20 protein-coding genes are annotated in these 25,721 nt (G+C 56.9%); 6 read left to right on the top strand and 14 right to left on the bottom strand.

Features of this window, described 5'->3' with window-relative positions:
• Positions 1-7: 7 nt before the first annotated feature.
• Both F3J30_RS11535 and F3J30_RS11540 read right to left on the bottom strand, forming a co-directional pair.
• Complete coding sequence (locus F3J30_RS11535; RefSeq protein WP_166717334.1) at positions 8-958, bottom strand: transketolase C-terminal domain-containing protein; 951 nt, start codon at positions 956-958, stop codon at positions 8-10.
• The gene (locus tag F3J30_RS11540) at positions 951-1,781 is read right to left on the bottom strand and encodes a transketolase (RefSeq protein ID WP_014069250.1); all 831 of its coding nucleotides are present in this window, start codon (positions 1,779-1,781) and stop codon (positions 951-953) included. Before F3J30_RS11540 ends, F3J30_RS11535 begins: the two co-directional genes overlap by 8 nt.
• 285 nt (positions 1,782-2,066) lie before the next feature.
• Here F3J30_RS11540 and F3J30_RS11545 point away from each other — a divergent pair, with 285 nt between their 5' ends.
• The gene (locus F3J30_RS11545; RefSeq protein WP_166717335.1) at positions 2,067-3,023 is read left to right on the top strand and encodes a sugar-binding transcriptional regulator; all 957 of its coding nucleotides are present in this window, start codon (positions 2,067-2,069) and stop codon (positions 3,021-3,023) included.
• A gap of 48 nt (positions 3,024-3,071) precedes the next feature.
• Here F3J30_RS11545 and F3J30_RS11550 read toward each other — a convergent pair whose 3' ends face one another.
• From F3J30_RS11550 to F3J30_RS11585, 8 genes are all read right to left on the bottom strand, one after another.
• Positions 3,072-4,160 (bottom strand): ABC transporter permease, encoded by a 1,089-nt coding sequence (locus F3J30_RS11550; RefSeq protein ID WP_014069252.1) that lies wholly within the window; start codon positions 4,158-4,160, stop codon positions 3,072-3,074.
• Position 4,161: 1 nt separating this feature from the next.
• Positions 4,162-5,688, bottom strand: a complete 1,527-nt coding sequence (locus F3J30_RS11555) for a sugar ABC transporter ATP-binding protein (RefSeq protein WP_211053222.1) — start codon at positions 5,686-5,688, stop codon at positions 4,162-4,164.
• Positions 5,688-6,296 carry a DUF2291 family protein gene (locus F3J30_RS11560; protein ID WP_166717336.1) on the bottom strand — a complete coding sequence of 203 codons (609 nt, stop codon included), beginning with the start codon at positions 6,294-6,296 and terminating at the stop codon, positions 5,688-5,690. The genes F3J30_RS11555 and F3J30_RS11560 overlap by 1 nt, the downstream gene beginning before the upstream one ends.
• A gap of 11 nt (positions 6,297-6,307) precedes the next feature.
• Entirely contained in the window at positions 6,308-7,249 is a 942-nt protein-coding gene (locus F3J30_RS11565) for a D-ribose ABC transporter substrate-binding protein (RefSeq protein WP_166717337.1), read from the bottom strand.
• Positions 7,250-7,460: 211 nt separating this feature from the next.
• Positions 7,461-8,489, bottom strand: coding sequence for a methionine synthase (locus tag F3J30_RS11570; protein ID WP_166717338.1), 1,029 nt, complete (start codon positions 8,487-8,489; stop codon positions 7,461-7,463).
• Between the two features lie 27 nt (positions 8,490-8,516).
• A complete protein-coding gene (locus F3J30_RS11575; RefSeq protein WP_166717339.1) occupies positions 8,517-9,500 on the bottom strand; it encodes a DUF1852 domain-containing protein in 984 nt (327 codons plus the stop codon).
• Between the two features lie 213 nt (positions 9,501-9,713).
• A complete protein-coding gene (entD, locus tag F3J30_RS11580; protein WP_166717340.1) occupies positions 9,714-10,370 on the bottom strand; it encodes an enterobactin synthase subunit EntD in 657 nt (218 codons plus the stop codon).
• Positions 10,371-10,935: 565 nt separating this feature from the next.
• Positions 10,936-13,191: a TonB-dependent siderophore receptor gene (locus F3J30_RS11585; protein WP_014069261.1), complete on the bottom strand. Its 2,256-nt coding sequence runs from the start codon at positions 13,189-13,191 to the stop codon at positions 10,936-10,938.
• A gap of 207 nt (positions 13,192-13,398) precedes the next feature.
• Here F3J30_RS11585 and fes point away from each other — a divergent pair, with 207 nt between their 5' ends.
• Genes fes through entF form a run of 3 tightly spaced genes read left to right on the top strand, consistent with a single transcriptional unit; the run spans position 13,399 to position 18,726 of the window.
• Positions 13,399-14,646, top strand: a complete 1,248-nt coding sequence (fes, locus tag F3J30_RS11590; RefSeq protein WP_166717341.1) for an enterochelin esterase — start codon at positions 13,399-13,401, stop codon at positions 14,644-14,646.
• 10 nt (positions 14,647-14,656) lie between these two features.
• Positions 14,657-14,869: an MbtH family NRPS accessory protein gene (locus tag F3J30_RS11595; protein WP_014069263.1), complete on the top strand. Its 213-nt coding sequence runs from the start codon at positions 14,657-14,659 to the stop codon at positions 14,867-14,869.
• Complete coding sequence (gene entF, locus F3J30_RS11600; RefSeq protein WP_166717342.1) at positions 14,866-18,726, top strand: enterobactin non-ribosomal peptide synthetase EntF; 3,861 nt, start codon at positions 14,866-14,868, stop codon at positions 18,724-18,726. The genes F3J30_RS11595 and entF overlap by 4 nt, the downstream gene beginning before the upstream one ends.
• Before the next feature lie 92 nt (positions 18,727-18,818).
• Here entF and fepC read toward each other — a convergent pair whose 3' ends face one another.
• Genes fepC through fepD form a run of 3 tightly spaced genes read right to left on the bottom strand, consistent with a single transcriptional unit; the run spans position 18,819 to position 21,609 of the window.
• Positions 18,819-19,619: an iron-enterobactin ABC transporter ATP-binding protein gene (gene fepC, locus F3J30_RS11605; protein WP_166717343.1), complete on the bottom strand. Its 801-nt coding sequence runs from the start codon at positions 19,617-19,619 to the stop codon at positions 18,819-18,821.
• On the bottom strand, positions 19,616-20,608 hold the full coding sequence (gene fepG / locus F3J30_RS11610; RefSeq protein WP_166717344.1) for an iron-enterobactin ABC transporter permease: 993 nt from the start codon (positions 20,606-20,608) through the stop codon (positions 19,616-19,618). The genes fepC and fepG overlap by 4 nt, the downstream gene beginning before the upstream one ends.
• A complete protein-coding gene (gene fepD, locus F3J30_RS11615; RefSeq protein WP_211053223.1) occupies positions 20,605-21,609 on the bottom strand; it encodes a Fe(3+)-siderophore ABC transporter permease in 1,005 nt (334 codons plus the stop codon). The genes fepG and fepD overlap by 4 nt, the downstream gene beginning before the upstream one ends.
• A 112-nt stretch (positions 21,610-21,721) precedes the next feature.
• On the opposite strand from fepD, the gene entS reads away from it, so the two are divergent.
• Entirely contained in the window at positions 21,722-22,969 is a 1,248-nt protein-coding gene (gene entS, locus F3J30_RS11620) for an enterobactin transporter EntS (protein WP_166717346.1), read from the top strand.
• A 422-nt stretch (positions 22,970-23,391) separates the two neighbouring features.
• Here the strand turns inward: entS and fepB are convergent, their stop codons facing one another.
• Positions 23,392-24,351 carry a Fe2+-enterobactin ABC transporter substrate-binding protein gene (gene fepB, locus F3J30_RS11625; protein ID WP_166717347.1) on the bottom strand — a complete coding sequence of 320 codons (960 nt, stop codon included), beginning with the start codon at positions 24,349-24,351 and terminating at the stop codon, positions 23,392-23,394.
• Positions 24,352-24,539: 188 nt separating this feature from the next.
• Here fepB and entC point away from each other — a divergent pair, with 188 nt between their 5' ends.
• Entirely contained in the window at positions 24,540-25,715 is a 1,176-nt protein-coding gene (gene entC / locus F3J30_RS11630; protein WP_166717348.1) for an isochorismate synthase EntC, read from the top strand.
• Positions 25,716-25,721 lie beyond the last annotated feature (6 nt).

A 25,721-nucleotide genomic window follows, 5' to 3' on the forward strand; every position in this document is an offset into this window, starting at 1 on the left:
TTATTTTTCAGGATGCCTGTTTTACGTGCAGTTCCCGGGCGTGTCTGATGACGCCTGCTGCATCTATTTCGTGGCGCGCGCGCGTGGAGGCGCGGTCGGCCGCAATCGCGTATTGCCCGTCAGGGATACCTAAACGGCGTAGCGGGATAGCGCACCCGGCTTCGGCCAGCACTTCCGCCACCAGGCTGCCAACGCCACCGTTCACGTTGTGCTCTTCCACCGTCACCACGGCTTTGCACGGTTTGATGGCCGCCAGCAGCGCTTTGGTATCACAAGGACGAATAGATGGGACACTGATAACACTGGCGTCAATACCTTCTGCGGCGAGTTGTGCGGCCGCTTCCACTATTTCATGTACGGTCGAGCCCATTGCAACCAGCGCTACATCGTGGCCTGCACGTAGCACGTCGATATTGCCCGGTGCAAAACGGTAGCTTTCGTCGTGCAGTTCTGGCAGCGCTTTACCGTCAAGACGGATATAGACCGGGCCGACGTGGTCCAGGGCGTAATCGATAATCTGACGACACTCTGCCGGGCTGGATGGGGCATAAATCTCGATGTTGCCAAAACCGCGCATGATGGCGATGTCGTCAATGCTGTGGTGGGTGCTGGCGAGAGGGCCGTAGCTGGCACCGGCATTCAGGCCAAACAGTTTGACGTTGGTATTGTTGTAGCAGATATCGACTTTGATCTGCTCGTTGGCGCGGGAAATCAAAAACGGCGCGGCGTTACAGGTGACTGCAATCTTGCCGCCAATCGCCAGCCCGGCGGCGGTGCCAACCAGGGTCTGCTCGGCGATCCCGACGTTCACCAGTCGGCCAGGGAATCGCTTGATAAATGGCGATATTTTGGCAGTAGAGGTGGAATCCGCCACCACGGGAACCAGATCCACTCCTCTGTCTACCGCATCGATAAAGGCATCTACCATCACGGTGGCGAGATGTTCGCTATTACTCATCTTTCAGTTCCTCCAGCGCCAGTTCAACTTCTTCGCCTTTTGGCACACGGTGGTGCCACTCCGGGCGACCCTGAATAAAGGAGATCCCGGCGCCCTTCGTTGTGTGGGCAATCACCACGTGCGGTTTCCCGTTTGGCTGTAATCCTTCCAGCGTCGCCACCACATCGGCCATGTTATTGCCGCTGCATTCGGTCACTTCCATACCAAACGCACGCCATTTTTCATCCAGCGGATCGGTGTTGAGGATCTCTTTGGTAGAGCCCGCGAGTTGCAGGTTGTTTTTGTCGTTAATGATGACCAGGTTATCCAGCTGATAGTGGGCGGCAACCAGCGCCGCCTCCCAGTTGCTGCCTTCCGCCAGCTCGCCGTCACCGGTCACCACAAAGACCCGGCGCTTGCTGTTATTGCGTTTTGCGGCCAGAGCGATGCCCACCGCAACCGGCAGGCCGTGGCCGAGCGCACCGGTATTGAGCTCAATGCCCGGGGTTTTGTGTTTCACCGGATGGCCTGGCAGGTGAGAATCCGCGTGCTGATAAGTGGCAAGCCACTCCAGCGGGATAAAGCCCGCTTCAGCGAGCACGCAATAGTAACCGCCCACCGCATGACCTTTGGACTGGATATAGATATCGCGTTCGTCGCTGTCCTTCAGCTGCGGTGAGCAGTGGAGGATACGGAAATAGAGCGCGGTGAGCAGCTCAACCTGAGAGAGATCTGCACCGGTGTGACCACCCGCGGGACTTTCTGCATTCAGCACGATGATCCGTCGACGAATCGAGCGTGCCTTTTTTTCGAGCTCCGCAACGGAGAGCGAAAACGGATTCATAAAACACCTCCTGAATTTATAATCTGTAATGAATAATTATTCCAGCAGGGTAAGAAAGAGCCCGTCAGACGCGGGATTTTTTACGTTATTGAATATATATTCAATGCTGATTTATTATTCATAATGATAAGATATGCCCGGATTCAGGGTTTGTCTACGCCCCGATCGGGCTCTTTGCAAAAAAAGCGAAAACGATCACATTCGGATCTCTTCGGGAAAGGAGCGTTCCCTTGTTATCTATTCATCAATGAATAAAAATACAGGTATGAAATCAGGGGGAATGCCATGTCAAAGCAGGATGAACAACGGTTGCTGGTGAAGATTGCCACGCTTTACTACAGCGAAAATAAAAAACAGTCCGAGATTGCCTCGCTGCTACACCTCTCACAATCTTTTGTATCACGTGCCTTAACGCGCTGCCAGAAAGAGGGGCTGGTCAAAATCACCGTCGTCCAGCCAACCAATATCTTTGTGTCGCTGGAGAAGGCGCTGGAAGATCAGTACGGCATTCGCCAGGCCATTGTGGTGGATGTGGGGGACAACCCGACAAATGCGCAGGTAAAACACGCGATTGGCAGCGCGGCGGCGCACTATGTTGAGACGCGCCTGCGCCCTGACGATCTGGTGGGGATCTCCTCCTGGAGCAGCACCATTCGTTGCATGGTGGACGAGATGCACCCGCAGAATATCCGCGCCGCAGGGGTTATTCAGCTTCTGGGGGGGGTCGGGCCAAACGGTAACGTACAGGCGACTATCCTGACGCAACAGCTGGCAGCGCATCTGGACTGCCCGGCATGGCTGCTACCGTCGCAGAGTATTGAGCACTCCGTTGAAGAGCGTGCCCGGCTGGTGGGCAGCCCGGACGTGGCGGCGGTGGTCAGTAAATTTGCCGAAGTGGATGTGGCGATTGTCGGTATCGGCGAGCTGGAACCGTCGCAGCTGCTGAAAAACTCCGGGAACTACTACAACGAGGATATGCTCAGGCTGCTGTCTGAGCGCGGCGCGGTAGGGGATATCTGCCTGCATTACTACGATGCGCAGGGCAAACAGGTGCTGAGCCACGAAGAAGATCCGGTGATTGGCATGGAGCTTTCCCAGATCCGCGCCTGCCCGCAGGTGATTGCCCTGGCGGGTGGGCCTGAGAAGCGCAACGCCATTCGCGGGGCGCTGGAAGGGGACTATATCGATGTGTTGATCACCGATTACCCGACGGCAAGGAGTTTGTTGAAAGCAGAGGCGTAAGTTTTGCCGGGTGGCGGCTGCGCCTTACCCGGCCTACACATTTAATCGCTATTTCCCTTCCATTACCGCCTTCTGCGCAACCACCGCCGCTTTCTGCTGCATCCGGTTTTGCATCTGGTCGATAATAACCGCCACGATAATCACAATCCCTTTAATCACCATTTGCCAGAACTCGCTCACGCCCATCATCACCAGCCCATCGGCGAGGAAGCCAATCACGAAGGCACCAATCAGCGTGCCGAGGATCGTCCCGCGTCCGCCCGCCAGCGACGTTCCGCCAAGCACCACTGCGGCGATGGCGTTCATCTCAAACGCGGTACCGTTCGCCGGGTGGCTAGCCAGAAGCTGAGCCGAAACCACAATCCCGGCAATGGCCGCGCACAGGCCAGAGAGGGTATAGACCAGCACTTTCACCTGTTTCACCTTCACGCCGGAAAGCTCTGCCGCGCGCTCGTTATCGCCAATGGCGTACACGTGGCGGCCAAACGGCAGGCGGCGGGCGATATAGGCAATCACCACGGCCAGCACGATCATCATCCAGATGGCCCACGGAATGCCGAGCAGCGTGCCCGCGCCAATCTCGTCAAAGCCGGTATTGCCCAGCTGCGGATTACCGGCCAGGCCGGGGAAGGTTTGCCCGTCGGAGGTTAGCATCGCCGTACCGCGCAGCACGTACATGGTGCCCAGGGTACAGATGAACGGCGCCACGTTGTAGCGGGTGATGATCCAGCCGTTCACCGCCCCAATCAGCGCCCCAATCAGCAGCACGATGGGAACAATCACCCAGACGCTTGGGAAGATGGCAATGCCAAACATCGGCAGAACAATGCCTTTGGTGATTAGCCAGCCGGCGACCATGCCGCACAGGCCAAGCGTGGCGCCAATCGACAGGTCAATCCCGGCGGTAATGATCACGAAGGTGATCCCCAGCGCCAGGAAGGCATTGATCGCAATGTGTTTAATCATGATCACCAGGCTGCCCGCAGAGAGGAAGCCTGGCACGGTAATAGTAAAGAAGCCGACAATCAGGAACAGCGCAATAAAGGTGCGCATTTTGAGCAGCAAAAGCAGGATATTTTCCCGGGAAAGCGCAGCCCCTTTTTGTGGTGCCAGCGCGACAGACTGTGTCGTTTTCATATCAGAACCCCTGAGCACTTGCCGTTACCAGTGCCGATTCTTCGGCCCGATCGCGTACGATATCGGCGGTGAGTTTGCCGCCGGACATCACCAGAATGCGGTCAGATACCGCCATAATTTCTTTTAAATCCGACGTGGAAAAGACCACCGCAATGCCACGTTTTGAAAGCTCCACCATCATGCGGAACACGTCGGCTTTCGCCCCGACGTCGATACCGCGTGTGGGTTCGTCCAGGAACAGCACTTTCGGATCCGTCAGCAGCGAGCGGCCAATCACCACTTTTTGCTGGTTACCGCCGCTCAGCGCCTGGATTTCAACTTCAGGTGAAGAGACTTTGATAGACAGATTGCCAATGGTGGAGGCCACCACAGCCTGTTCATCCTTTTGCGAAATGGTTAACCCGCGTTGCAGGCGTCGCCACAGGCTGGCAATGGTCAGGTTGCTGGCAACCGATGAGCCGGGGAAAATCCCGGTGCGTTTGCGGTCTTCTGGCACTAGGCTCATGCCCATGCGGATGCGGTCGGCAGTCGAGAGCCGCTGCGGCACGGGTTTGCTGTCCAGCCACAGCTTGCCGAGATAGTTCCGCTGGGTGCCTAACATGCACTCGAACAGCTCGGTGCGCCCTGCGCCCATCAGGCCATAAATCCCGACGATTTCCCCCGCGTGAACCTTAAAACTGACATCGTTCACCACCGAGTTACCCGCCGCGTTAACACAGGTGATGTGCTCGGCTTCCAGCACCGGTGCGCCAAACGTCCGTCCCGGCGAGAGGAAGTTGCTCACCGGGTCGCTGCCCAGCATTTCACGTACAATCCACGGCACGTCGATATCCTCCACCCGCGCTTCGGCCTGGAATTTGCCATCACGCAGAATGGTAATCACATCCCCAATTGCCATGAGCTCTTCCAGGCGGTGCGAGATATAGATGATGGAAACGCCCTGGCGGGTCAGCTCGCGGATCACGCGGAACAGAATATCGACTTCGGTTTTGCTGAGCGCCGATGTCGGTTCATCCAGGATCAGGATGTCGGCATCTTCCGCCAGCGCTTTGGCAATTTCGATAAGCTGCTGCTGCCCGACTTTCAGGTTGCCGACCAGTTCGCGTGGGGAAATCGGCTGATCGAGCCGTTTCAGCAATGTGGCGGCGTGCGCTTCCTGTTCGCTCTCCTGGATTGGCATCAGCCCCTTTTGCCGCTCGCGGCCAAGGAAAATGTTCTCTGCCACGTTCAGGTTTTCAAACAGGTTCAGCTCCTGGTGCACCATACCGATACCCTGTGCGGCGGCATCGCGGGTATTGGCAAAATGAACCTGCTTACCGTTAAGCCACATCTCGCCGAGGCTCGGCTGCTGAACGCCCGCGAGGATTTTCATCAATGTGGATTTTCCGGCACCGTTTTCACCAATGATGACGTTCACTTTGCCGCGCCAGACGCGATAGTCGACGTTATCCAGCGCAACGGTGCCGGGAAAAAGCATCGAAATGCCGCGTGTGCGCAGAATAATGTCGTCAGTCGGGATATCGCTCATCACGGCACCTCCTGTTTCAGTTCCAGCGCCGCGGCTTCGTCAGCGTTGCCTGCGGTTATGGTGGTGGCGAAGGTCACGCTGACGTTTTTACCGTTCCAGCTGTCATCCACTTTTGGCAGATGCGTCACCGCCTCGCGGTTAAAGGCGCGAGAAAGCTGAGCAAACTGAACCTGATTGGTGAACTCTTCAAAACGGAAACCGGCCGCATCGCGAATGGCATTGCCCCGCATCACCGGGCCGCTCTGGATCTCAAACGGCTGGCCGTTAACCATCATCACCAGTTTCTGCTCACGCTCATTGCTGTTATCCACGCGCTCAATCTTGCCGGTCAGCCGGACAAAGACACTTTGCGGCGTGGAAGAGGGTGTTTTCAGCTGCGTGCTCAGCGCACTGGCATCCAGTGCGTGTTGTGACGCGGTATTCAGTACCCGTGACTGCCAGGTTTGTTGCGCGATCTGCTGGGGTGTCTGGTTGTCGAAACTCGCTTTCGCGTTCGGATCGGCAGGCATAATCGGCTTGCCGTCCGCATCCAGATCCACCACCGTGCAGGCCGTCAGCAACAGGGCGGCGCACCCGGTCAGCACAGCGCCCCATTGTTTTAACGACATAATGCCTCCGCTTATTTGCTGAGATTGAACATGCTCAGCTTGCTGGCGTTGGTGTCATCAATCAGCACGCAATCCATCAGCTGTTTCTCTTCTTTCTGCGCTTTGCCGTTTTTCAGGTAGTAATCCGCCTGTTCAACGGCCATCTGCGCCTGTTGCCAGCCTGGCTGCAACACGGTGGCTTTGATGTTGCTGTTTTTGATGATGGAATCGCGGGTGTAGTCGCTGCCGTCGAAGCCGACGACGATAACGTTGTTTTTGCCAGCGGCTTTCAGAGCGGCTTCTGCGCCCAGCGCCATGGTGTCGTTACCGGAGATCACGCCCACGATGTCGGGGTTGGTCTGCAAAATGGCTTCCATACGGGTGAAGGCTTCGGTCTGGCTCCAGTTGGCGGTTTGCTGCGCCACCATTTTCATATCGGTGTAATCATCCAGCACGTCGTGGTAACCCTGCGAGCGGACGTGGGCGTTGGTGTCGGACTGGCGTCCCAGCAGCTCAACGTACTTACCTTTGCCGTTTAGTAGCTTCGCGAACTTCTCGGCTCCCAGCTGTGCGCCCTGATAGTTGTTCGACACGATCTGGGCGACGGCGACACCGGTTTTATTGATTTCGCGATCGATAAGGAACGCCGGTACGCCTGCGGATTTGGCTTTTTCCAGCGGGCCGACGGTGGCATCTGCCCCGGCGTTATCCAGAATGATGGCCTTGGCCTTACGGGCAATGGCGGTTTCAATCAGCTGGTTTTGTTTGTTCACGTCGTCATCATGGGATGCTACCAGCACGGTGTAGCCAAGCTCTTTTGCTTTCGCTGCCGCGCCGTCGGCTTCTGCCTTGAAGAACGGGTTGTCGTGAGAAGGGGTGATTATCGCGATAAGGCCGTTATCAGCAGCAAACAACGAACCGGAAGCGGCAATCATAGAAGCAAACAGGGCGGTTTTTACAAAGGTCATCTTCATGCTTTTTCTCCACATTGAATATTTATTCAATAATGATTTATTATTCAATTTAACGATAAAGCCGCCTTTCCGAACTGTCTACGGTTTAGGCAGCTAATTTCTTAAAAGGAGAAAAGGATCACGATCCTGACGGGAAAGAGGGCGATCGGGTAAAAAAAAGCACCTGCGCAGAGGCAGGTGCTTAAAGAGGGGCGAATTGTTGACGGTGCGATCAGGCCTGAAGCTCTTTACGCACCAGCTCTGCGCCCGCGCTTAAGGCATTGAGTTTGCCTTGGGCAACCTGGCGGGATAACGGTGCCATGCCACAGTTGGTGGACGGATAGAGCTTATCGGCATCGACAAACTGAAGCGCTTTTCGCAACGTACTGGCCACTTCTTCTGGCGTTTCAACGGTATTCGTTGCCACATCAATGGCGCCGACCATCACTTTTTTGCCGCGGATCAGTTCAAGCAGATCCATTGGCACGCGGGAGTTATGGCACTCCAGCGAGATAATATCGATATTCGACGTTTGCAGTTTAGGGAAGGCTTCTTCGTACTGTCGCCACTCTGAACCCAGCGTCTTTTTCCAGTCGGTATTGGCTTTGATGCCATATCCGTAACAGATATGTACCGCCGTTTCACACTTAAGCCCTTCAACGGCGCGCTCTAACGCGGCAATGCCCCAGTCATTCACCTCATCAAAGAACACGTTAAAGGCTGGTTCATCAAACTGGATAATATCAACGCCAGCAGCTTCAAGCTCTTTGGCTTCCTGGTTGAGTATTTTGGCGAATTCCCAGGCTAACTTTTCGCGGCTCTTGTAGTGGTCGTCATAGAGCGTATCGATCATCGTCATCGGGCCTGGCAGCGCCCATTTAATTGGCTTGTTGGTGAGCTTGCGTAAGTATTTGGCATCTTCAACAAAAACCGGTTTTTGACGGGCGACTGCACCCACTACCGTCGGGACACTCGCATCGTAGCGATTACGAATTCGGACCGTCTCGCGTTTTTCAAAATCAACGCCGCTGAGGTGTTCAATAAACGTGGTAACAAAATGCTGACGTGTCTGTTCGCCATCGCTGACAATATCGATGCCAGCACGCAGTTGATCATCCAGAGACAAACGCAGGGCATCCTTTTTCCCCAGCACTAATTCTTCATTTTGCAATTTCCACGGTGACCAGAGTGTTTCTGGTTGGGCAAGCCAGGACGGTTTAGGTAAGCTGCCCGCCGTCGACGTGGGAAGTAAAATTTTCATAATGGATGACCTTTTATATTTCGTTAATCAAAGAGAGTAATTAGCAGACCATTGCTCAAGAATTGTCTTGTAAGGTTTGATAAAGTTCTCTTCTGTATATTTTCCCTGTTCAATAGCCAACTGACTCCGCTCTTCCCGGTCATAAACAATTTTGGTTAATGAATGATCCTGGTGATTCAGGTCAGGCTGATAGCATTGGCCTGCCGCAGAGTTGGCATTGTAAATTTCAGGTCGGTAAATCTTCTGGAATGTCTCCATCGTGCTGATAGTGCTGATCAGCTCAAGGTTAGAATAATCACTCAGCAAATCACCCGCAAAGAAGAACGCCAGAGGCGCTGCGCTATTTTTCGGCATGAAATAGCGAACCTGTAACCCCATTTTATTGAAGTATTGTTCAGTCAAAGAGGTACCGTCTGGCTGGTACTCCAGGCCCAGAACAGGGTGCTGTACGCCCGTCTGATGATAGGTGTCTTTACTGGATACGCTAAGGCAGATAACCGGTGACTTTTTGAAGTTGGCTTTGTATTCACTGGAGTTGACGAAATGCCTGAAGATATTCCCGTGCAGTTCGCCAAAGTTTTCAGGAATGCTGAACTGTGCCTGGTTTTTATTATGTTCGGACAGCAATACGCTAAAGTCATAATCACGGACGTAAGAAGAAAAGTTATTCCCGACAATCCCCTCAATATGTTCGTTGGTTTTTTTATCGATAATGCTGGTTTTCAATATTTCAATCGCCGGGAAAACCGTGCTGTTATCTTCGCTGCCAATATTCATTTCAACAGAGATAATATCCAGTTCAACCGAGTAGCGATCGCTTTTCGGATTATCCCAGTGCGCCAGCGTATTAAAGCGATTGTTAATCATCACTAACGTGTTGCGCAAATTCTCCTGACGATTTTTTCCTCTGGCCAGATTAGCGAAGTTGGTCGTAATACGCGTGTTTTCAGAGGGGTTATAATTTTCATCGAATGAACTGCGTTTAATCGCAAATGTAAAATTATTATTCATCGTACTTTGCATCCTGGGCTCTGAGATGAAAACGGTCCGCTTTTCTGGCTATTCCTGCGTGGGCTGAGTTACTCAGTTGCCGTTTTCATGTTATGAATTAGTTAACATGGCATAATTTATGCCAGAGCCTGTGGATGAGGAAAAGCGACTTAATTTCACTACAACATGAGTCATCTTCATGATCGGGGGTGGGCAGGGCGAGGAAGTTGAGCTTTACTCAACCAGCAGCGTGCAGACCTGGGTGTTAATCATCTTCCAGGCGAGGGTGAACGGCTTACCTTTGCTGAACGGCCCTGCGTCTTTTGCCAGCGTCAGAACGAGGGTTTTGTTATCTAGCATGACCACGCGCGCGCAGTCAAAGCCCATGTATTCCTGAACCTGAGAAAAGAGGGCTTTAAACAGGCTCTCTTTGGCGCTGAAGGCGAGCGTCAGGGCAAGGGCGAAAGGTAAGCCTGAGTGGGAAAGCACGGCCTCTTCCTCTGTATCAATCACCCCGTCTTTGATTTCGTGAGCTTCGCTTTCGGGGAGGATGGCTTCGCAATCAATACCGATAAGGGCATGTGGGTTCCGGGTTGCAATCGCCATTGCCTGCGTGCCGCTGTGGGTGATGCTGCCTGACATTCCCGCAGGCCAGAGAGGTTCTCCGCTCGCACCGATGGCCGGGATGATGCGGTCATTCAGGGCGCTGAGCGCGTGCACGGCGGCGATCCGCCCTGCCAGATGGTCGGTTTTGCGCTTGCGTCCGGCATGAGTCAGTTGGGCGTGATGGGGGAGCCAGAGTAGATCGGCATCGGTGAAGGTGCTGGGATCGAAGGTGATATGATGGACGGTGTGGTGGGCGAGAAGGAATGTGGTATGAGAAGTTTTCATGTTATTCCTTTTGAGTTTGTGCGGCCTGATGCCCTCACCCTGTGGGTTGAGGGATCCCCACAAAAAATACGAGCACGGACGGCTCCCTCTCCCTTTTGGGGAGAGGGTTGGGGTGAGGGGAAACATACGGCTGTGGTGGTTATTCCGTTCACTTTATGTTCCTTGCTACTCTGTCACCACAATACCGGTGAACGTGCCAGGGTAGCTCACCGCCGCTACCCTGGCGACCCGGGCTCCCGGCAAGAAAATCGTCGCTTCGCGAATTGTTCGCCCCATCCCTGGGGCTCACCCCTTCGGGGCCAGCGCAAGCGCTGTCCAAAATTGCTCCTGGCAATTTTGTCCTCAGCGTTTGCTCCAGGCTAATCTGGGACGGGCGGATGAAACGTCCCTGTAAAGCCGCCCTCGCCGCGCATCCATGCGCGTCGCCCCGGCCTTCCGCAAACGCTTCGGCGATTTTCAGCCGGACCATGGAGCCGCTGTAAGTCTTTTATTTCAATGGCGTAATGTCATCGCTTAGCAAAAACAAAAAACGGCAACCTCGGTTGCCGTTTTGCTTTTACCTTGCTTAGAAGTGTGTATTCACACTCATATACCAGGTACGGCCAGGTTCATTATACGTGTACGCACCCGCACCGTACATATAGGCACCCGTCGTGGTGTTACCCGTGGTCTGGGCATTACCCGCACGCCACTGACGCTTGTCAAAGACGTTATCCACGCCGCCGGTCAGGCTGACGTTTTTGGTCACGTCCCAGGTCGCACTCAGGCCAACAATGCTGTACGGGCTGACTTCATCTTTCTCAGAGCCGGTAACAGGCTGACCTTTGTAGTTGTATTTCTTCGGCTGCTGCTTGCCGTACCAGGTGAAGGTCGATTGCAGCGACACATCCTGTTGTACCTGCCAGCTCAGGGTTGAGTTCAGCGTGTACTCAGGGATGATCGACAGACGATCGCCGGTTTCCTTGTTCTTGCTTTGCAGCATGTAGGTAATGTTGTTGGTCCAGTTGATCGTATCGCTTACCGGTACGTTCAGTGAGCCTTCCAGACCTTCCACCACGGCTTTAGGAACGTTTTCCCACTGGTAGATATCGGTCTGTACTTTACCGGAAGAGGTATGGCCAATTGGCGCATAACCCGCTTCAATCTTGTCGCGGTAGTCGTTGCGGAACCATGTCACGCCCGCCTGCCAGCCGTTGTGTTTCCACTCCAGACCAATCTCTTTGTTGATGCTGGTTTCAGCTTTCAGGTCGTCGTTACCCATCATGTAACAGCCCACGCCGTCAGAGCTTGCATAACAACCCTGGCCTTTGCTGTACAACAGGTAGTTCGGGTTAGTCTGGTACAGACTTGGCGCTTTATAGGCGCGTGCGATACCCATCTTCAGGGTGAATTCATCGCCCAGACCTTGCGACAGGTTCAGGGACGGGCTCCAGTTGTTGCCCACAATGGTGTGATGATCGAAGCGCAGCGCCGGGGTCAGCATGGTGCTGTCGGTCAGCTCCATGTTGTTTTCCGCGAACAGGGAGAAGATCTCAGCCGAGGAATACGGGCTACGATCGTCGCTCATGCCCGGGATCGTACCGCCTTGCTGAGTCTGGGTGTTAGAAGTGGAATCTTTCATCCGCTGCTGGTTCCACTCAGTACCCAGGGTCAGGTTCTGGTTGACCAGGAAATCAATCGGCAGGTTGATTTCACTGTGCAGCATCACGTCAGACAGGTCGGTGTCGGTGAACTTATTGCTGTTGAACAAGCCTTCCAGACCGCCCGCCAGCCCTTCGCCCAGACGGGAGTTACGGGTGTGTTCGTACTGCGCCCAGTTGCTGGTGGTGATACCGTTATCCCAGCCGCCGTTCCAGGTCACGGCAAAGTTCTGGCGATAAATACGGTTAGTCTCTTTACCGTAGTTTTTCTTCACCAGGCCGTTGGAGCTGTTGTCGTTGTTGGTGTTCTGCGTATCGCCCGCGTAGAGGTTGTTCTGGCGGCTGTAGCCCGCTTCAAACTCCAGTGACTGCATCGGGGCAAAGTCCCAACGCACTACGCCGTTAATGTCTTTGTTTTCTACCCCTTCACGGCCTGCTGGCAGCGTGTCGGCGTAGGCACCAGTACGTTCAGATTCATGACCCTGGTTGATATCCCGCGCATCGGCCTGGGTTTTATCCAGGTTACCGTACATGCGGAAGCTGAAATCACCGCCCAGTGGGCCGCTCAGGCTGAAGTTGGTACGCTTGGTTGAACCTTCGTCCTTATGCTCTGGCGCATTCAGGTAGGTGTTCCAGGAACCATGCCACTGGTCGTCAAAATTCTTGGTGATGATGTTCACCACACCACCAGCCGCACCGTTACCGTAACGCGCTGCTGCCGGGCCACGGATAACGTCGATACGCTCGATCATTTCCGGTGGAACCCAGCCGGTATCGCCACGGGTATCACGCTCGCCACGCCAGCCCAGACGGATGGAGTTACGGCTGGTAACCGGCTTACCGTCGATCAGGATCAGGGTGTTCTCAGGGCCCATACCGCGGATATCAATCTGACGGTTGTTACCGCGCTGACCGCTGGTGGAGTTACCGGTCAGGTTAACGCCAGGCATGGTACGGATGATTTCGGCAACGTCCCGGGCGGGAGGATTTTTACGGATTTGATCGGCCGTAATGGTCGACACACCGGGTGCCTGCAAGTTCTGCTGCGCGGCGGTGATAACCATCGTGTCTTCGTGCTGCGCAGTGGTGTTGGCGGTGGTGTCGTCTGCCATTGCTGGCAACGCGACGCCGTAAATCCCTAAGTTGACCAGCAAGGCCAGGGAGTGAATCTTCTTATTCATTGTACGTCCTGCTTTTCGCGCCGCATCCCCTGACTCCGTTCCCGAAAGGGAGAGGAGGCGGCATGTTGTCACCCGCATTTGCGTAAGCAGCCCTGTCCTCGAGCGCACACAACGCGTGGCATGGTTATTTTATGAGCGCGCTTCCCACAGCGCGGGCACTACGCTATTGCAAATGCAAATAGTTATCAATAATATTATCAATAAATTTTGTCTTGTAACAAAAAAAGACACGATAAACATGAGGTTAAAAGCGTGACGGCGGTAACAACGGGAAGTGATGCCTGGTGGCAGTCGAAAAACGGCCCTGAATGGGTGCGTGAAAAGGATATGTATCACGTCACATTCTGGTGGCGTGACCCGGCAGGAACGCAGGCATCTTCGGCGGTGAAGCGCGTCTGGCTCTACATCACCGGCGTCACCGATCACCACCAGAATGCCCGCCCGCAATCCCTCGAACGTCTTCCCGGAACCGACGTCTGGCAGTGGCAGGGTGAGTTCAGCCCGCAGTGGCGCGGCAGCTACTGTTTTATCCCTTCTGAAAACGAACATGATTTTGCCGATGCGGTATTTCATGGCGAACAACCTGACCGCATGGCGCTGCGTGAAGGCTGGCGCAAGCTGCTGCCCAACGCGGTGTGCGACCCGTTGAATCCGCAGAGCTGGCGAGGCGGGCGCGGGCATCCGGTATCGGCGCTGGAAATGCCCGAAGCACCGGTTCAGCCTGGCTGGGATCATCCTGACACCCCTTACCGACAGCCGCTCTGCATCGAATGGCACAGCGACCGGCTTCGCAATCGTCGTCGCGTGTGGATTTTTACCACTGGCGATGCCAGCCCGGACAGCCCGCTGGCGGTGTTGCTCGACGGGCAGTTCTGGGCCGAAAGCCTGCCGGTATGGCCGGCACTGGCGTCACTGACGGCTGAGCGCAAATTGCCGCCGGCGGTCTATCTCCTGATCGATGTTATCGATACCGCTCATCGCAGCGCTGAGCTGCCCTGCAACCCCGATTTCTGGCTGGCGGTGCAGGAAGAGCTTCTCCCGCTGGTGAAAACCACCACGCCATTCAGTGACCGCGCCGACCGCACGGTCGTGGCGGGGCAAAGTTTTGGCGGGCTCTCTTCTCTTTATGCTGGCCTTAACTGGCCGCAGCGTTTTGGCTGCGTGCTGAGCCAGTCAGGCTCCTACTGGTGGCCGCACCGTGGTGCGCAGCAGGAAGGGCTGCTTCTCGAACAACTTAAAGCGGGTGAAAAAACCGCACGCGGTCTGCGCATTGTCCTTGAGGCCGGGCGCAACGAGCCGCTTATTTTCCGCGCAAATCAGGCGATTTACGCCGAGCTACAACATACACAGCAACCGGTTATCTGGCGTCAGGTTGACGGCGGACACGATGCGCTTTGCTGGCGCGGTGGGCTGACTCAGGGGCTGATGACCCTCTGGCAGCCGCTTATTCAATAACGGAGTCTGTATGGAATTCAGTAATCCTTTCGATAATCCGCAGGGACAGTTCGCCATTTTGTGTAACGACCAGGCGGAATTCAGCCTGTGGCCGCAACAGTGCGCACTGCCTGCCGGCTGGCGTGTGGTGTGTGAACCGCAATCCCAGGAAGCGTGCCAGCAGTGGCTGGCTGAACACTGGCATACGCTTACGCCTTCCCATTTTGCGGGAGAACGCGCATGAGTAAACATCTTCCTCTCGTCGCCGCGCAGCCGGGGATCTGGATGGCGGAGCAACTTTCCACGTTGCCGAACGCCTGGAGTGTGGCGCATTACACCGAGCTGAAAGGCGATATTGACGCGCCATTGCTGGCGAAAGCGATTGTCGCAGGCATGATGCAGGCCGACACATTACGCACGCGCTTTACAGAAGATAACGGCGAGGTGTGGCAGTGGGTGGATGATGCGATGTCGTTGCCTGAACCCTCGATCGTAAAAGCCGATTCTCACGCCGCCGCTGTGGCGCTGATGGAGGCCGATCTTCACCAGAATCTGCGCGTGGACAGCGGTCAACCGCTGGCATTTCATCAGCTGATTCTGGTGGGGGAACGCCACTGGTACTGGTATCAGCGATATCATCATTTAGTGGTGGATGGCTTCAGTTTCCCGGCTATTACCCGCCAGATCGCTGCTATTTATACGGCCTGGAAAAAGGGCGAAACTCCGCCTGCATCACCCTTTACGCCGTTTGCTGAAGTGGTGGATGAGTACCAACGCTATCGCGACAGCGAGGCGTATCAGCGCGATGGCGCATTCTGGGCAGAGCAGCGTAAGCAGCTTCCTTCTCCTGTATCGCTTTCTTCCGCGCCGTTACCGGGGCGTGCAGCCACTACCGACATTCTGCGGCTAAAAGTGGTGGCCGATAGCCACGCCTTTAGCCAGCTTTCTCAGGCGGCAGGGCAGGTGCAGCGCACCGACCTGGCACTCGCGCTGGTGGCGCTGTGGCTTGGGCGTTTGACCGGACGGCTGGACTACGCCGCCGGGTTTATCTTTATGCGCCGCATGGGTTCAGCAGCGCTCACCGCAACCGGTCCGGTGCTTAACGTTCTGCCGATGGCGGTGAATATCGCCCCGCAGGAGAGCCTGCCGGAACTGGCGCTGCGTCTTGCGAATCAGCTGAAAAAAATGCGCCGCCATCAGCGTTATGACGCCGAACAGATTGTTCGTGACAGCGGGCGTGCGGCAGGGGATGAAGCCCTGTTTGGCCCGGTGCTCAACGTCAAAGTATTTGATTACCAGCTGGATATCGACGGCGTGGCGGCCACGACCCACACGCTGGCAACGGGGCCGGTGAACGATCTGGAGCTGGCGCTGTTCCCGGACGAGCAGGGTGGGCTGAGCATTGAGATCCTTGCCAATAAACAGCGTTACGACGAGGCAACGCTCACACGTCACGTGGCGCGCCTGAACGCGATGCTGACCCAGTTTGCCGCCAACCCGGATCTGCGCTGCGGTGAAGTGGAAACCGTCTCTGAAGCAGAATATCAGCAGCTCGCGCGCATCAATGATACCGGGCTGGCCTTACCCTCTGTCACGCTTGCCCATCTGGTGGCGGAACAAGCGAGTAAAACGCCGGATGCGCCCGCGCTGGCGGATGCCCATATTGAGCTGAACTACCGCCAGATGCGCGAGCAGGTGGTGGCGCTGGCAAACATGCTGCGTGAACGCGGCGTGAAGCCGGGCGACAGCGTGGCGGTGGCCTTGCCGCGCTCGGTGTTTCTGACCCTGGCGCTGCACGGTATTGTGGAAGCGGGGGCTGCCTGGCTGCCGCTGGATACTGGCTACCCGGACGACCGTCTGCGGATGATGCTGGAAGATGCGAAACCGTCTCTGCTTATCACCACCGACGAACAGCTTCCGCGCTTTAGCGATCTGCCGATAACGTCCTTTAGTTACAACACACTGCTGCCTGTCGCGGGCCACGAACCGCTGAACCTGGCGAAGCCGGAACAGACGGCGTACATCATCTTTACCTCTGGCTCTACTGGCCGCCCGAAAGGGGTGATGGTCGGACATACCGCCATCGTCAACCGTCTGATGTGGATGCAGGATCACTATCCGCTGGACGCGCGTGATGTGGTGGCGCAAAAAACGCCGTGTAGCTTTGACGTCTCGGTGTGGGAATTCTGGTGGCCGTTTATCGCTGGCGCGAAGCTGGTAATGGCCGAGCCAGAGGCGCACCGCGATCCGCAGGCGATGCAGAGTTTCTTCGCCCAGTATGGCGTCACCACCACTCACTTTGTGCCGTCGATGCTGGCGGCATTTGTGGCCTCGCTGACGCCGGAAAATGCCGACTGTTGCAAAACGTTGAAACAGGTGTTCTGTAGCGGAGAAGCGCTGCCAGCCGAACTGTGCCGCGAGTGGGAGCAGCTTACCTGTGCGCCGCTGCATAACCTGTATGGCCCAACGGAAGCGGCTGTGGACGTGAGCTGGTATCCGGCGTTTGGCCCTGAGCTGGCGGCGGTTGACGGCAACAGCGTGCCGATTGGTTTCCCGGTATGGAATACGGGGCTGCGCATTCTGGATGCGATGATGCGCCCGGTTCCGTTTGGCGTGGCGGGCGATCTGTATCTTACCGGTATTCAGCTGGCGCAGGGCTATCTGGGGCGTCCGGACCTGACGGCGAGCCGCTTTATTGCCGACCCGTTTGCGCCGGGCGAGCGTATGTATCGCACCGGGGATGTTGCCCGCTGGCTGGATAACGGCGCGGTGGAATATTTAGGCCGCAGCGACGATCAGCTGAAAATTCGTGGTCAGCGTATCGAGCTGGGTGAAATCGACCGGGCGATGCTCTCGCTGCCGGACGTGGCGCAGGCCGTGGCGCACGCATGTGTGTTCAACCAGGCGGCGGCAACCGGCGGTGATGCCCGTCAGCTGGTGGGGTACATCGTTTCGGAGTCCGGTTTGCCGCTGGACAGGGAGGCGCTGCTGGTCGCGCTGAAAGCACAGTTGCCGCCGCATATGGTGCCGGTGGTGTTGCTGCAAATCAGCGCGCTGCCGCTCTCGGCCAACGGTAAGCTCGACCGTAAGGCGCTGCCGCTACCGGAGCTGACCAGCAAAACCTCTGGCCGTGCGCCGGAAAGCAAAACCGAAGTGGCCGTGGCGCAGGCGTTTTCCGCCTTGCTGGGCTGCGAGGTGAATGATACTGAAGCCGACTTCTTTGCGCTTGGCGGGCACTCACTGCTGGCGATGCGCCTGGCGGCACAGCTTAGCCGTGCGTTCGGGCGCAAGGTGACGCCAGGGCAGATTATGGTGGCGTCGACGGTCAGTAAGCTTAGCAGTTTGCTTGATTCGCAGATGAGCGATGAACAGGCGCAGCGTCTGGGGTATGAAACCCTGTTGCCGCTGCGTGAAAGCCAGGGTCCAACGCTGTTCTGTTTCCATCCGGCATCGGGTTTTGCCTGGCAATTTAGCGTGCTGGCGCGCTACCTCAGCCCGCGCTGGTCGATAACGGGCATTCAGTCCCCGCGCCCGGACGGGCCGATGCAGCAGTGTGCCGATCTGGATGACGTGATTGGGCATCATCTGGTGACACTGCGTGCGCAGCAGCCGCACGGACCGTACTATTTGCTGGGTTATTCTCTTGGCGGCACGCTGGCGCAGGGGATTGCCGCGCGGCTGCGTGAGCAGGGGGAAACGGTCGCATTCCTCGGCCTGCTGGATACCTGGCCGCCGGAAACGCAAAACTGGGCGGAAAAAGAGGCAAACGGCCTTGATCCTGAAGTGCTGGCGGAAATTGAGCGCGAGCGTCAGGCGTTTATCGCCGCGCAGCAGGGGCAGGGTTCCAGTGAACTGTTTACCGCCATTGAAGGCAACTACGCTGATGCCGTGCGCTTGCTGACGACGGCGCACAGTTCACGCTTTGACGGCAAAGCGACGCTGTTTGTCGCCGAGCGCACGCGAACCCAGGACCCGCATCAGGCATGGGCACCGTGGGTGGGTGAGCTTGAGGTTTACAGCCAGGATTGTGCCCACGTGGATATCATTTCACCGCAGGCGTTTGAGAAGATTGGGCCGGTATTGAAGGATATACTGGGATAGTGCAAATCTTCCCCTCACTCTAACCCTCTCCCCATAGGGGCGAGGGGATGGTTTGCTCCCTCTCCCTGTGGGAGAGGGCCGGGGTGAGGGCATCAGCCCGCACGTTTCCCCAACGGCACGACCAGCGGCGTACCCGCCACGGGATCCGCAATAATCATGCAGCGCATTCCGTAGATGCGCTCGATAAGCTCCGGCGTCACAATCTCTTTCGGCGCGCCCTGCGCCACAATCTCGCCATCCCGCAGCGCAATCAGGTGCGTAGCGTAACGGCAGGCCTGATTTAAATCATGCAGCACCGCCGCCAGGGTATAACCTTGCGTGCGGTTCAGCTCGCTTAACAACTCCAGCAGATCAATCTGGTGGCTGATATCAAGCCAGGTCGTAGGCTCGTCCAGCAGCATAATCGACGTTTCCTGCGCCAGCACCATGGCTATCCACGCACGCTGACGCTGTCCCCCGGAAAGGGTATCCACACTTTGCTGAGCGAGTCCGGTGATGCCTGTCGCCTGCATGGCGCGGTTCACTGCATCATCGTCCTCTTTACGCCAGCGGGTGAACAGCGGCTGATGGGGATAACGACCACGTGCCACCAGCTCCTGCACCGTGATATCACCAGGCGTGGTGGCGTTTTGCGCCAGCAGCCCGATGCGGCGTGCTACCTCTTTGCTGGCAAAGCGCTGGATCTGCTCGCCATCGAGGTACACGCTGCCGTGAACCGGCGTCATCAGGCGGCTCAGCGTTCGCAGCAGGGTCGATTTACCGCAGCCGTTCGGTCCGATAATCGCTGTAAAATGGCCGTCCGGGATCGCCACGGTCAAATCCTTAGCAATGATTTTTTTACCGTAGCCAAGGGTTAAGTTGTCGCCGCGCAAGCGGGTTGCTGTCTCTGTCATTTCTTGCGTGACTCCTGAACTAACAAGATGATGAGGTAAATACCACCCAGACTCACGGTTACCACACCGACCGGAAGTTGATAAGGCATAAACAGTTGCTGGGCGCACAGATCGGCCGCCAGCAACAGCAGCGAACCGCACAGCGCGGCCTGGGTTAAGCCCCAGCGCGCGGTTCCGGAAAGCCGCCGGGCAATATGTGGCGCAACCAGTGCGATAAACGAAATCGGCCCGGCAATGGCGGTGGCCGCAGCGGTCAGTAACACGGCCACCAGCATCAGCATCAGACGTGAGCGCTCGACGCTCACCCCCAGCGCGCAGGCGCTGTCGTCGCCCATCTCCAGTAAACGCATCCTGCGAACCAGCAATAGCGCGCCGATAAACATCAGCAGGATCAGCGGTGCAGCTGGCCAGGTTTTAGCCCATGTCAGACCGTTCAACGAACCGGCATACCACAGTCCTGCGGAAAGCGCGGTTTCCAGAGAGGCCTGCAATAGCAACCAGGTGTTGAAGGCCATCAGCATGGCACGCACGCCAATGCCAATGATGATCAGGCGGAAGGTGTCGATGCCGTTACGCCAGGCCAACGCCCAGATAACCAGTGACGTCAAAATCCCCCCGGCCATCGCGGTAAAGGTAATGGCCGTGAGGTGCTGACCAAACAGCACCATCGCCACCAGCACGCCGCTCCAGGCACCGGTATTCAGGCCCATCACGTCCGGGCTGCCGAGCGGGTTGCGCATCAGTGACTGGAAAATGGCCCCGCTGACACCCAGCGCCGCACCCACCAGAATGGCCATCGCGACGCGCGGCAGCCGCCATTCGGTGACCACCATGGTGATATTGCGTGGTGCGCTGCCGGTCAGGGCGTTAAAGACCTGGGAAAAATCGAGCGTCACCGCACCGCTGCGCAGGCTCCAGACCGCCAGCAACACACTGACGATAATCAGCAGGAATACGCTGGTGAGTAAACGCCGGGATGGAGCCATCATGCGCCACCTCCGCGTTTACGTCGCACAAGGAAAATCAGCACCGGTGCACCTATAAACGCGCTCACCACCGACACGCGTAGCTCGCCGGGAACCAAAAGGCGACCCACAACATCGGCGAACAACAGCAGGGCAGGCGTGGCGAGCAGCGTGACGGGTAGCGACCAGCGGTGATCGGCACCCACCAGCCAGCGTGCCATATGCGGCATCATCAGACCGATAAAGGCAATCGGGCCAACCACAGCCGTTGCGCTGCCGCACAATACGGTGATCGCCAGAAGCCCGGTTAACTGCGTGCGTGCAACCCGGTTTCCGAGCGCGGTGGCAGTGTCGCTGCCAAGACTCAGGCTGTTGAGCGAGCGGCTCATAAACAGCGCCACGGCGGCGGCAAGTGTCACCGGGATGATGACGGCCTTCAGGGTTTGAAGCGTGCGGATATCCAGCGAACCGGCCTGCCAGAAACGCAGCTGATCGTAAACGTCCGGATTGAGCAGAGCGATGCCGTTGGTTAACCCTTCCAGCACCGCCGCAAGGGCAACGCCTGCCAGCGTCAACCGTACCGGGCTGAGCTGCCCTCCGCCCTGACTGCCGGTAAATGCCACCACCAGTGATGCCGCCAGTGCGCCGCAAAAAGCCATTACCAGTTGTTCAGAGGGGGAGGTTAAACCAAACAGGGCCGCACCAAGCACGATGGCAAAACTGGCGCCGGAGTTAACCCCCAGAATGCCTGGGTCGGCCAGTGGGTTACGGGTGAGCGTTTGCATCAGCGCCCCGGCAAGACCCAGCGCGCCACCGGCGAGCAATCCGGCCAGGGTGCGGGGCAGACGGGCGTCCAGCACGATGGTGCAGTCGGCACTCTGACAGGTGCCGGAGAGCGCATCGACAATTACGGAAGCCGGCAGCGATTTCGCGCCAACCAGCAAACTGAGTGCAATCGCAAGGATCAACAGCAGCAATAAAACGGGCACGGCAATGGCGCGCACCGCGGAAGAGGAAAACGACATAGCAACGTCCATGATTTGATAATGATAGTAATTATCGTTATCTATCTTATTTGGCTATGTTAGCATGTGCCGCCATGGAATTGGTATAAAAGAAACCAGACAAGGCCTTGTAATGACCCAAAAATCCTGGCTGCTCAACCTCAGCCTGCTCAAAACACATCCGGCGTTTCGCGCCGTCTTTATCGCCCGTTTTATCTCCATTTTATCCCTCGGCCTGCTCGGCGTGGCCGTGCCGGTACAAATCCAGGCGATGACGCACTCCAGCTGGCTGGTGGGGCTTTCCGTGACCTTAACCGGCGGGGCGATGTTTATTGGCCTGATGGTTGGTGGGGTACTGGCAGACAGGTACGAGCGCAAAAAGCTGATCCTGCTGGCGCGCGGCACCTGTGGGGTGGGGTTTATCGGGTTGTGTCTGAACGCCATGCTGCCGGAGCCGTCGCTGATTGCGATTTACGCGCTGGGGCTGTGGGACGGCTTTTTTGCCTCGATTGGGGTGACTGCACTGCTGGCGGCAACGCCTGCGCTGGTCGGGCGCGAGAACCTGATGCAGGCGGGGGCGATCACCATGCTGACCGTGCGCCTGGGGTCGGTGATTTCGCCGATGGTGGGTGGCCTGCTACTGGCAACGGGCAACGTGGCGTGGAACTATGGCCTGGCGGCGGCGGGGACGTTTATCACCACCTTAACGTTGCTGCGTTTACCGGTTCTGCCACCACCGCCGCAGCAGCGTGAACACCCGCTGAAATCGCTGATGGCCGCGATCCGTTTTCTGTTCAGTAATCCACTGATTGGCGGCATCGCCCTGCTGGGCGGTTTGCTGACAATGGCGAGTGCCGTGCGCGTGCTCTACCCGGCGCTGGCAGGCGAGTGGCAAATGAGTGCGTCCGAGATTGGTGTGCTGTATGCGGCTATCCCGCTGGGTGCGGCGTGCGGCGCGCTGACCAGTGGCAACCTGGCGCAGAGCGCGCGTCCGGGGCTCATTATGCTGATAGCGACGCTGGCTTCGTTTATCGCGATTGGCTTCTTCAGCCTGATGCCGGTGTGGGCGCTGGGCGTGATTTGTCTGGTGATCTTTGGCTGGCTGAGTGCTATCAGCTCGCTGTTGCAGTACACGCTGATCCAGACGCAGACACCGGAAGGGATGCTGGGGCGTATTAATGGCCTGTGGACGGCACAGAATGTCACGGGTGATGCGATTGGCGCGGCGATCCTCGGTGGGCTTGGCGCAATGATGACCCCGATGGCATCGGCGAGCAGCAGTGGTTTTGCGCTGGCGATGGTGGGGGTAATTTTGTTGGTGTGCCTGGTGGAGTTGAGACGGTTCCGGCAGGACGTTGTGTTGAATGACAGTGCGGCCTGATGCCCTCACCCTCTCCCTCCGGGCTGAGGGTTCCCCAGTAATGTTTGTCTTTATTTAGCGATGACATTTCGCCATTGAAATAAAAGACTTACCGCGGCGCCATGGTCCGGCTGAAAATCGCCGAAGCGTTTCCTGTAGGCCGGGGCGAGGCGCATGGATGCGCCGAGAGGGCGCGACTTGCATGGACGCTGCATCGCGCCCGACCCGAAAGCCGGAAGGAATAAGCTGAGGATCACCGCGAAGCGGCGATTTTCTTGCCGGGAGCCCGGGTCGCCAGGGTGGTGGCGGTGAGCCACCCTGGCACGTTCACGTGTTATGGGGTGACAGAGTAGCAAGGAACATAAAGTGAACGGAATGACCACTACAGCCGTATGTTCCCCCTCACCCCAGCCCTCTCCCACTGGGAGAGGGAGGGAAAATGCCTACTTAAACAATGCGTTTAATCTTTCTAACACCCGCATTGCGCTGTAGTAATCCAGGCGGAACGTCTCCGTTCCCAGTGCCCAGACGCGTTTATTCTGCACCGCTGGCAGGTGCGCCAGAAGCGGATTGGCATAAATCGCGTCCACATCTTTCTGGTCACCAGCAAACAGGAACAGGCCTTCGCCGTTCAGCCCGCTCGCCAGATTTTCACCGCCTAACTGAATGATGTCATGACGCTTGCCCTGACTTTTTGAGGTCTGCAATCCGGCAGGCAATTGTGCAAGAGTAAAGCCCAACTGGTGCAGCAACTTGCCCTGCGCCGATTCCGCCGTCCACAGGTTCGCGCTGTGCGCGGCGGCGGTATAGACAATGGCGTTCACCGGCTGCGGCGGCAGCTTCATCTGTTGTTTCACCTGGGTGAGCTGTTTATCAAATTCCGCAATGCGAGCCGCGGCCTGTTTTTCCTGCCCTGTAATGGTGCCGAGCTGTGTCAGCAGTTCTTGCCAGCTTTTATCGTCGTAGTTGATGACAAGCGTCGGCGCGATGGCAGAAAGCTGTTCATAGAGGGCGAGGGCTGAATCACCGCCGGTGGCGCTAATCAGGATCAGATCCGGCATCTGAGCGGCAACGGCTTCGGCACTCGGCTCGCCAATATACAAACGCGTGAGCTTACGCTGTTTCGCGATATCTCCCCACTGACGCAAAAAGCCCTGAGCATCCGCCACGCGATTATTTGGCGTGGTCGCACCGCTGGCGATAACCGGTGCATCAATCGCCAGCAGGGAACCGGTCAGGGTCACGCTGGTTGAAACAATGCGCGTGGGTTTGCTTTCAAGCGTGTGAACGCCGTGGCTGTCGGTCACCTGACGTGGCCAGTCGGCGGCGGTGGCTGAGGTTAGTCCTAAAACAAAAAGTCCTGTTAAAAGAAGGGCGTTACGGCAAACGGCAGGGAGTTTCACAACGTGGCATCCTGTTTTTATTGAGGTTAATGCTTCTCATTTTCATGATTGCAGCGAAGGGATGCAAGCGATAGTCGCACAAGTTGTTTGCTCTGCGGTTGACACCAGGGCGTTGTGCGATTAGGTTAGCCATCGAAAATATAAATGATAATCATTATTACTGCTTTTATCATTTTGAGGAGGATGATATGGATACGTCATTGGCTGAGGACATCCAGCACACCGCGACCACGCTGCAATCAGACAGCTTTTTCTTTATGTCGCCTTATCGCAGTTTTACCACGTCAGGCTGTTTTACCCGCTTATCTGAATCCGCCGTTGGCGGTGATGATCCGGCAGGTGCTTTCCAGCAAAAAGTCGCCCAGGCTTTCCAGAAAGCGAAAGCCAGCGGGATTGCTCACCCGATTATGGTAGGCGCTATCCCGTTTGATACGCGCGAACCGTCGTCCCTGTTTATTCCGCAAAGCTGGCAGACCTTCTCTCGCCCGGCGCGTCAGCAGTCTTCACGTTATTTCTCTGATGCACAGGCGCTGACAGTCAACACCCGCACTGAAATTCCACAGCAGCCGGTCTTTGAACAGATGGTTGCGCGTGCGGCTGCGCTGACCGCCACACCGCAGGTCAACAAAGTGGTGCTGTCGCGACTGATTGATATCTCAACCGAAGAGAAAATTGACAGCGGCGCGTTGCTGGAACGGCTCATCGCGCAGAACCCGGCCAGCTTTAACTTCCACGTCCCGCTGGAAGATGGCGGTGTGTTGCTGGGCGCGAGTCCTGAGCTGCTGCTGCGTAAAGAAGGCGCGCACTTTAGCTCGCTGCCGCTGGCAGGCTCGGCGCGTCGTCAGCCGGATGATGTGCTGGACAGAGAAGCAGGCAACAAGCTGCTGGCTTCGGAAAAAGATCGCCACGAGCACGACCTGGTGACCCAGGCGATGAAAACCATTCTGACCCCACGCAGCCACCATCTGAGTATGCCGGCATCCCCGCAGCTCATCACCACCCCGACGCTGTGGCACCTGGCCACGCCGGTGGAAGGGGAGGCGCGTGAAAACGAAAACGCACTGACGCTGGCGTGTCTGTTGCACCCGACGCCTGCATTAAGCGGTTTCCCGCATCAGGCGGCAAAACAGCTGATCGCAGAGTTGGAGCCGTTCGACCGTGAACTGTTTGGCGGCATCGTGGGCTGGTGTGACAGCGAAGGCAACGGCGAGTGGGTGGTGACCATCCGTTGCGCACGCATTCACGACAAGACCGTTCGCTTGTTTGCCGGGGCGGGCATTGTTCCTGCCTCATCACCGGTTGGTGAATGGCGTGAAACCGGAGTGAAGCTCTCCACCATGCTGAACGTTTTTGGTTTGCACTAAGGAACA

The organism is Enterobacter sp. Tr-810 (genome assembly GCF_011752765.1).
Taxonomy (GTDB): domain Bacteria; phylum Pseudomonadota; class Gammaproteobacteria; order Enterobacterales; family Enterobacteriaceae; genus Enterobacter; species Enterobacter soli.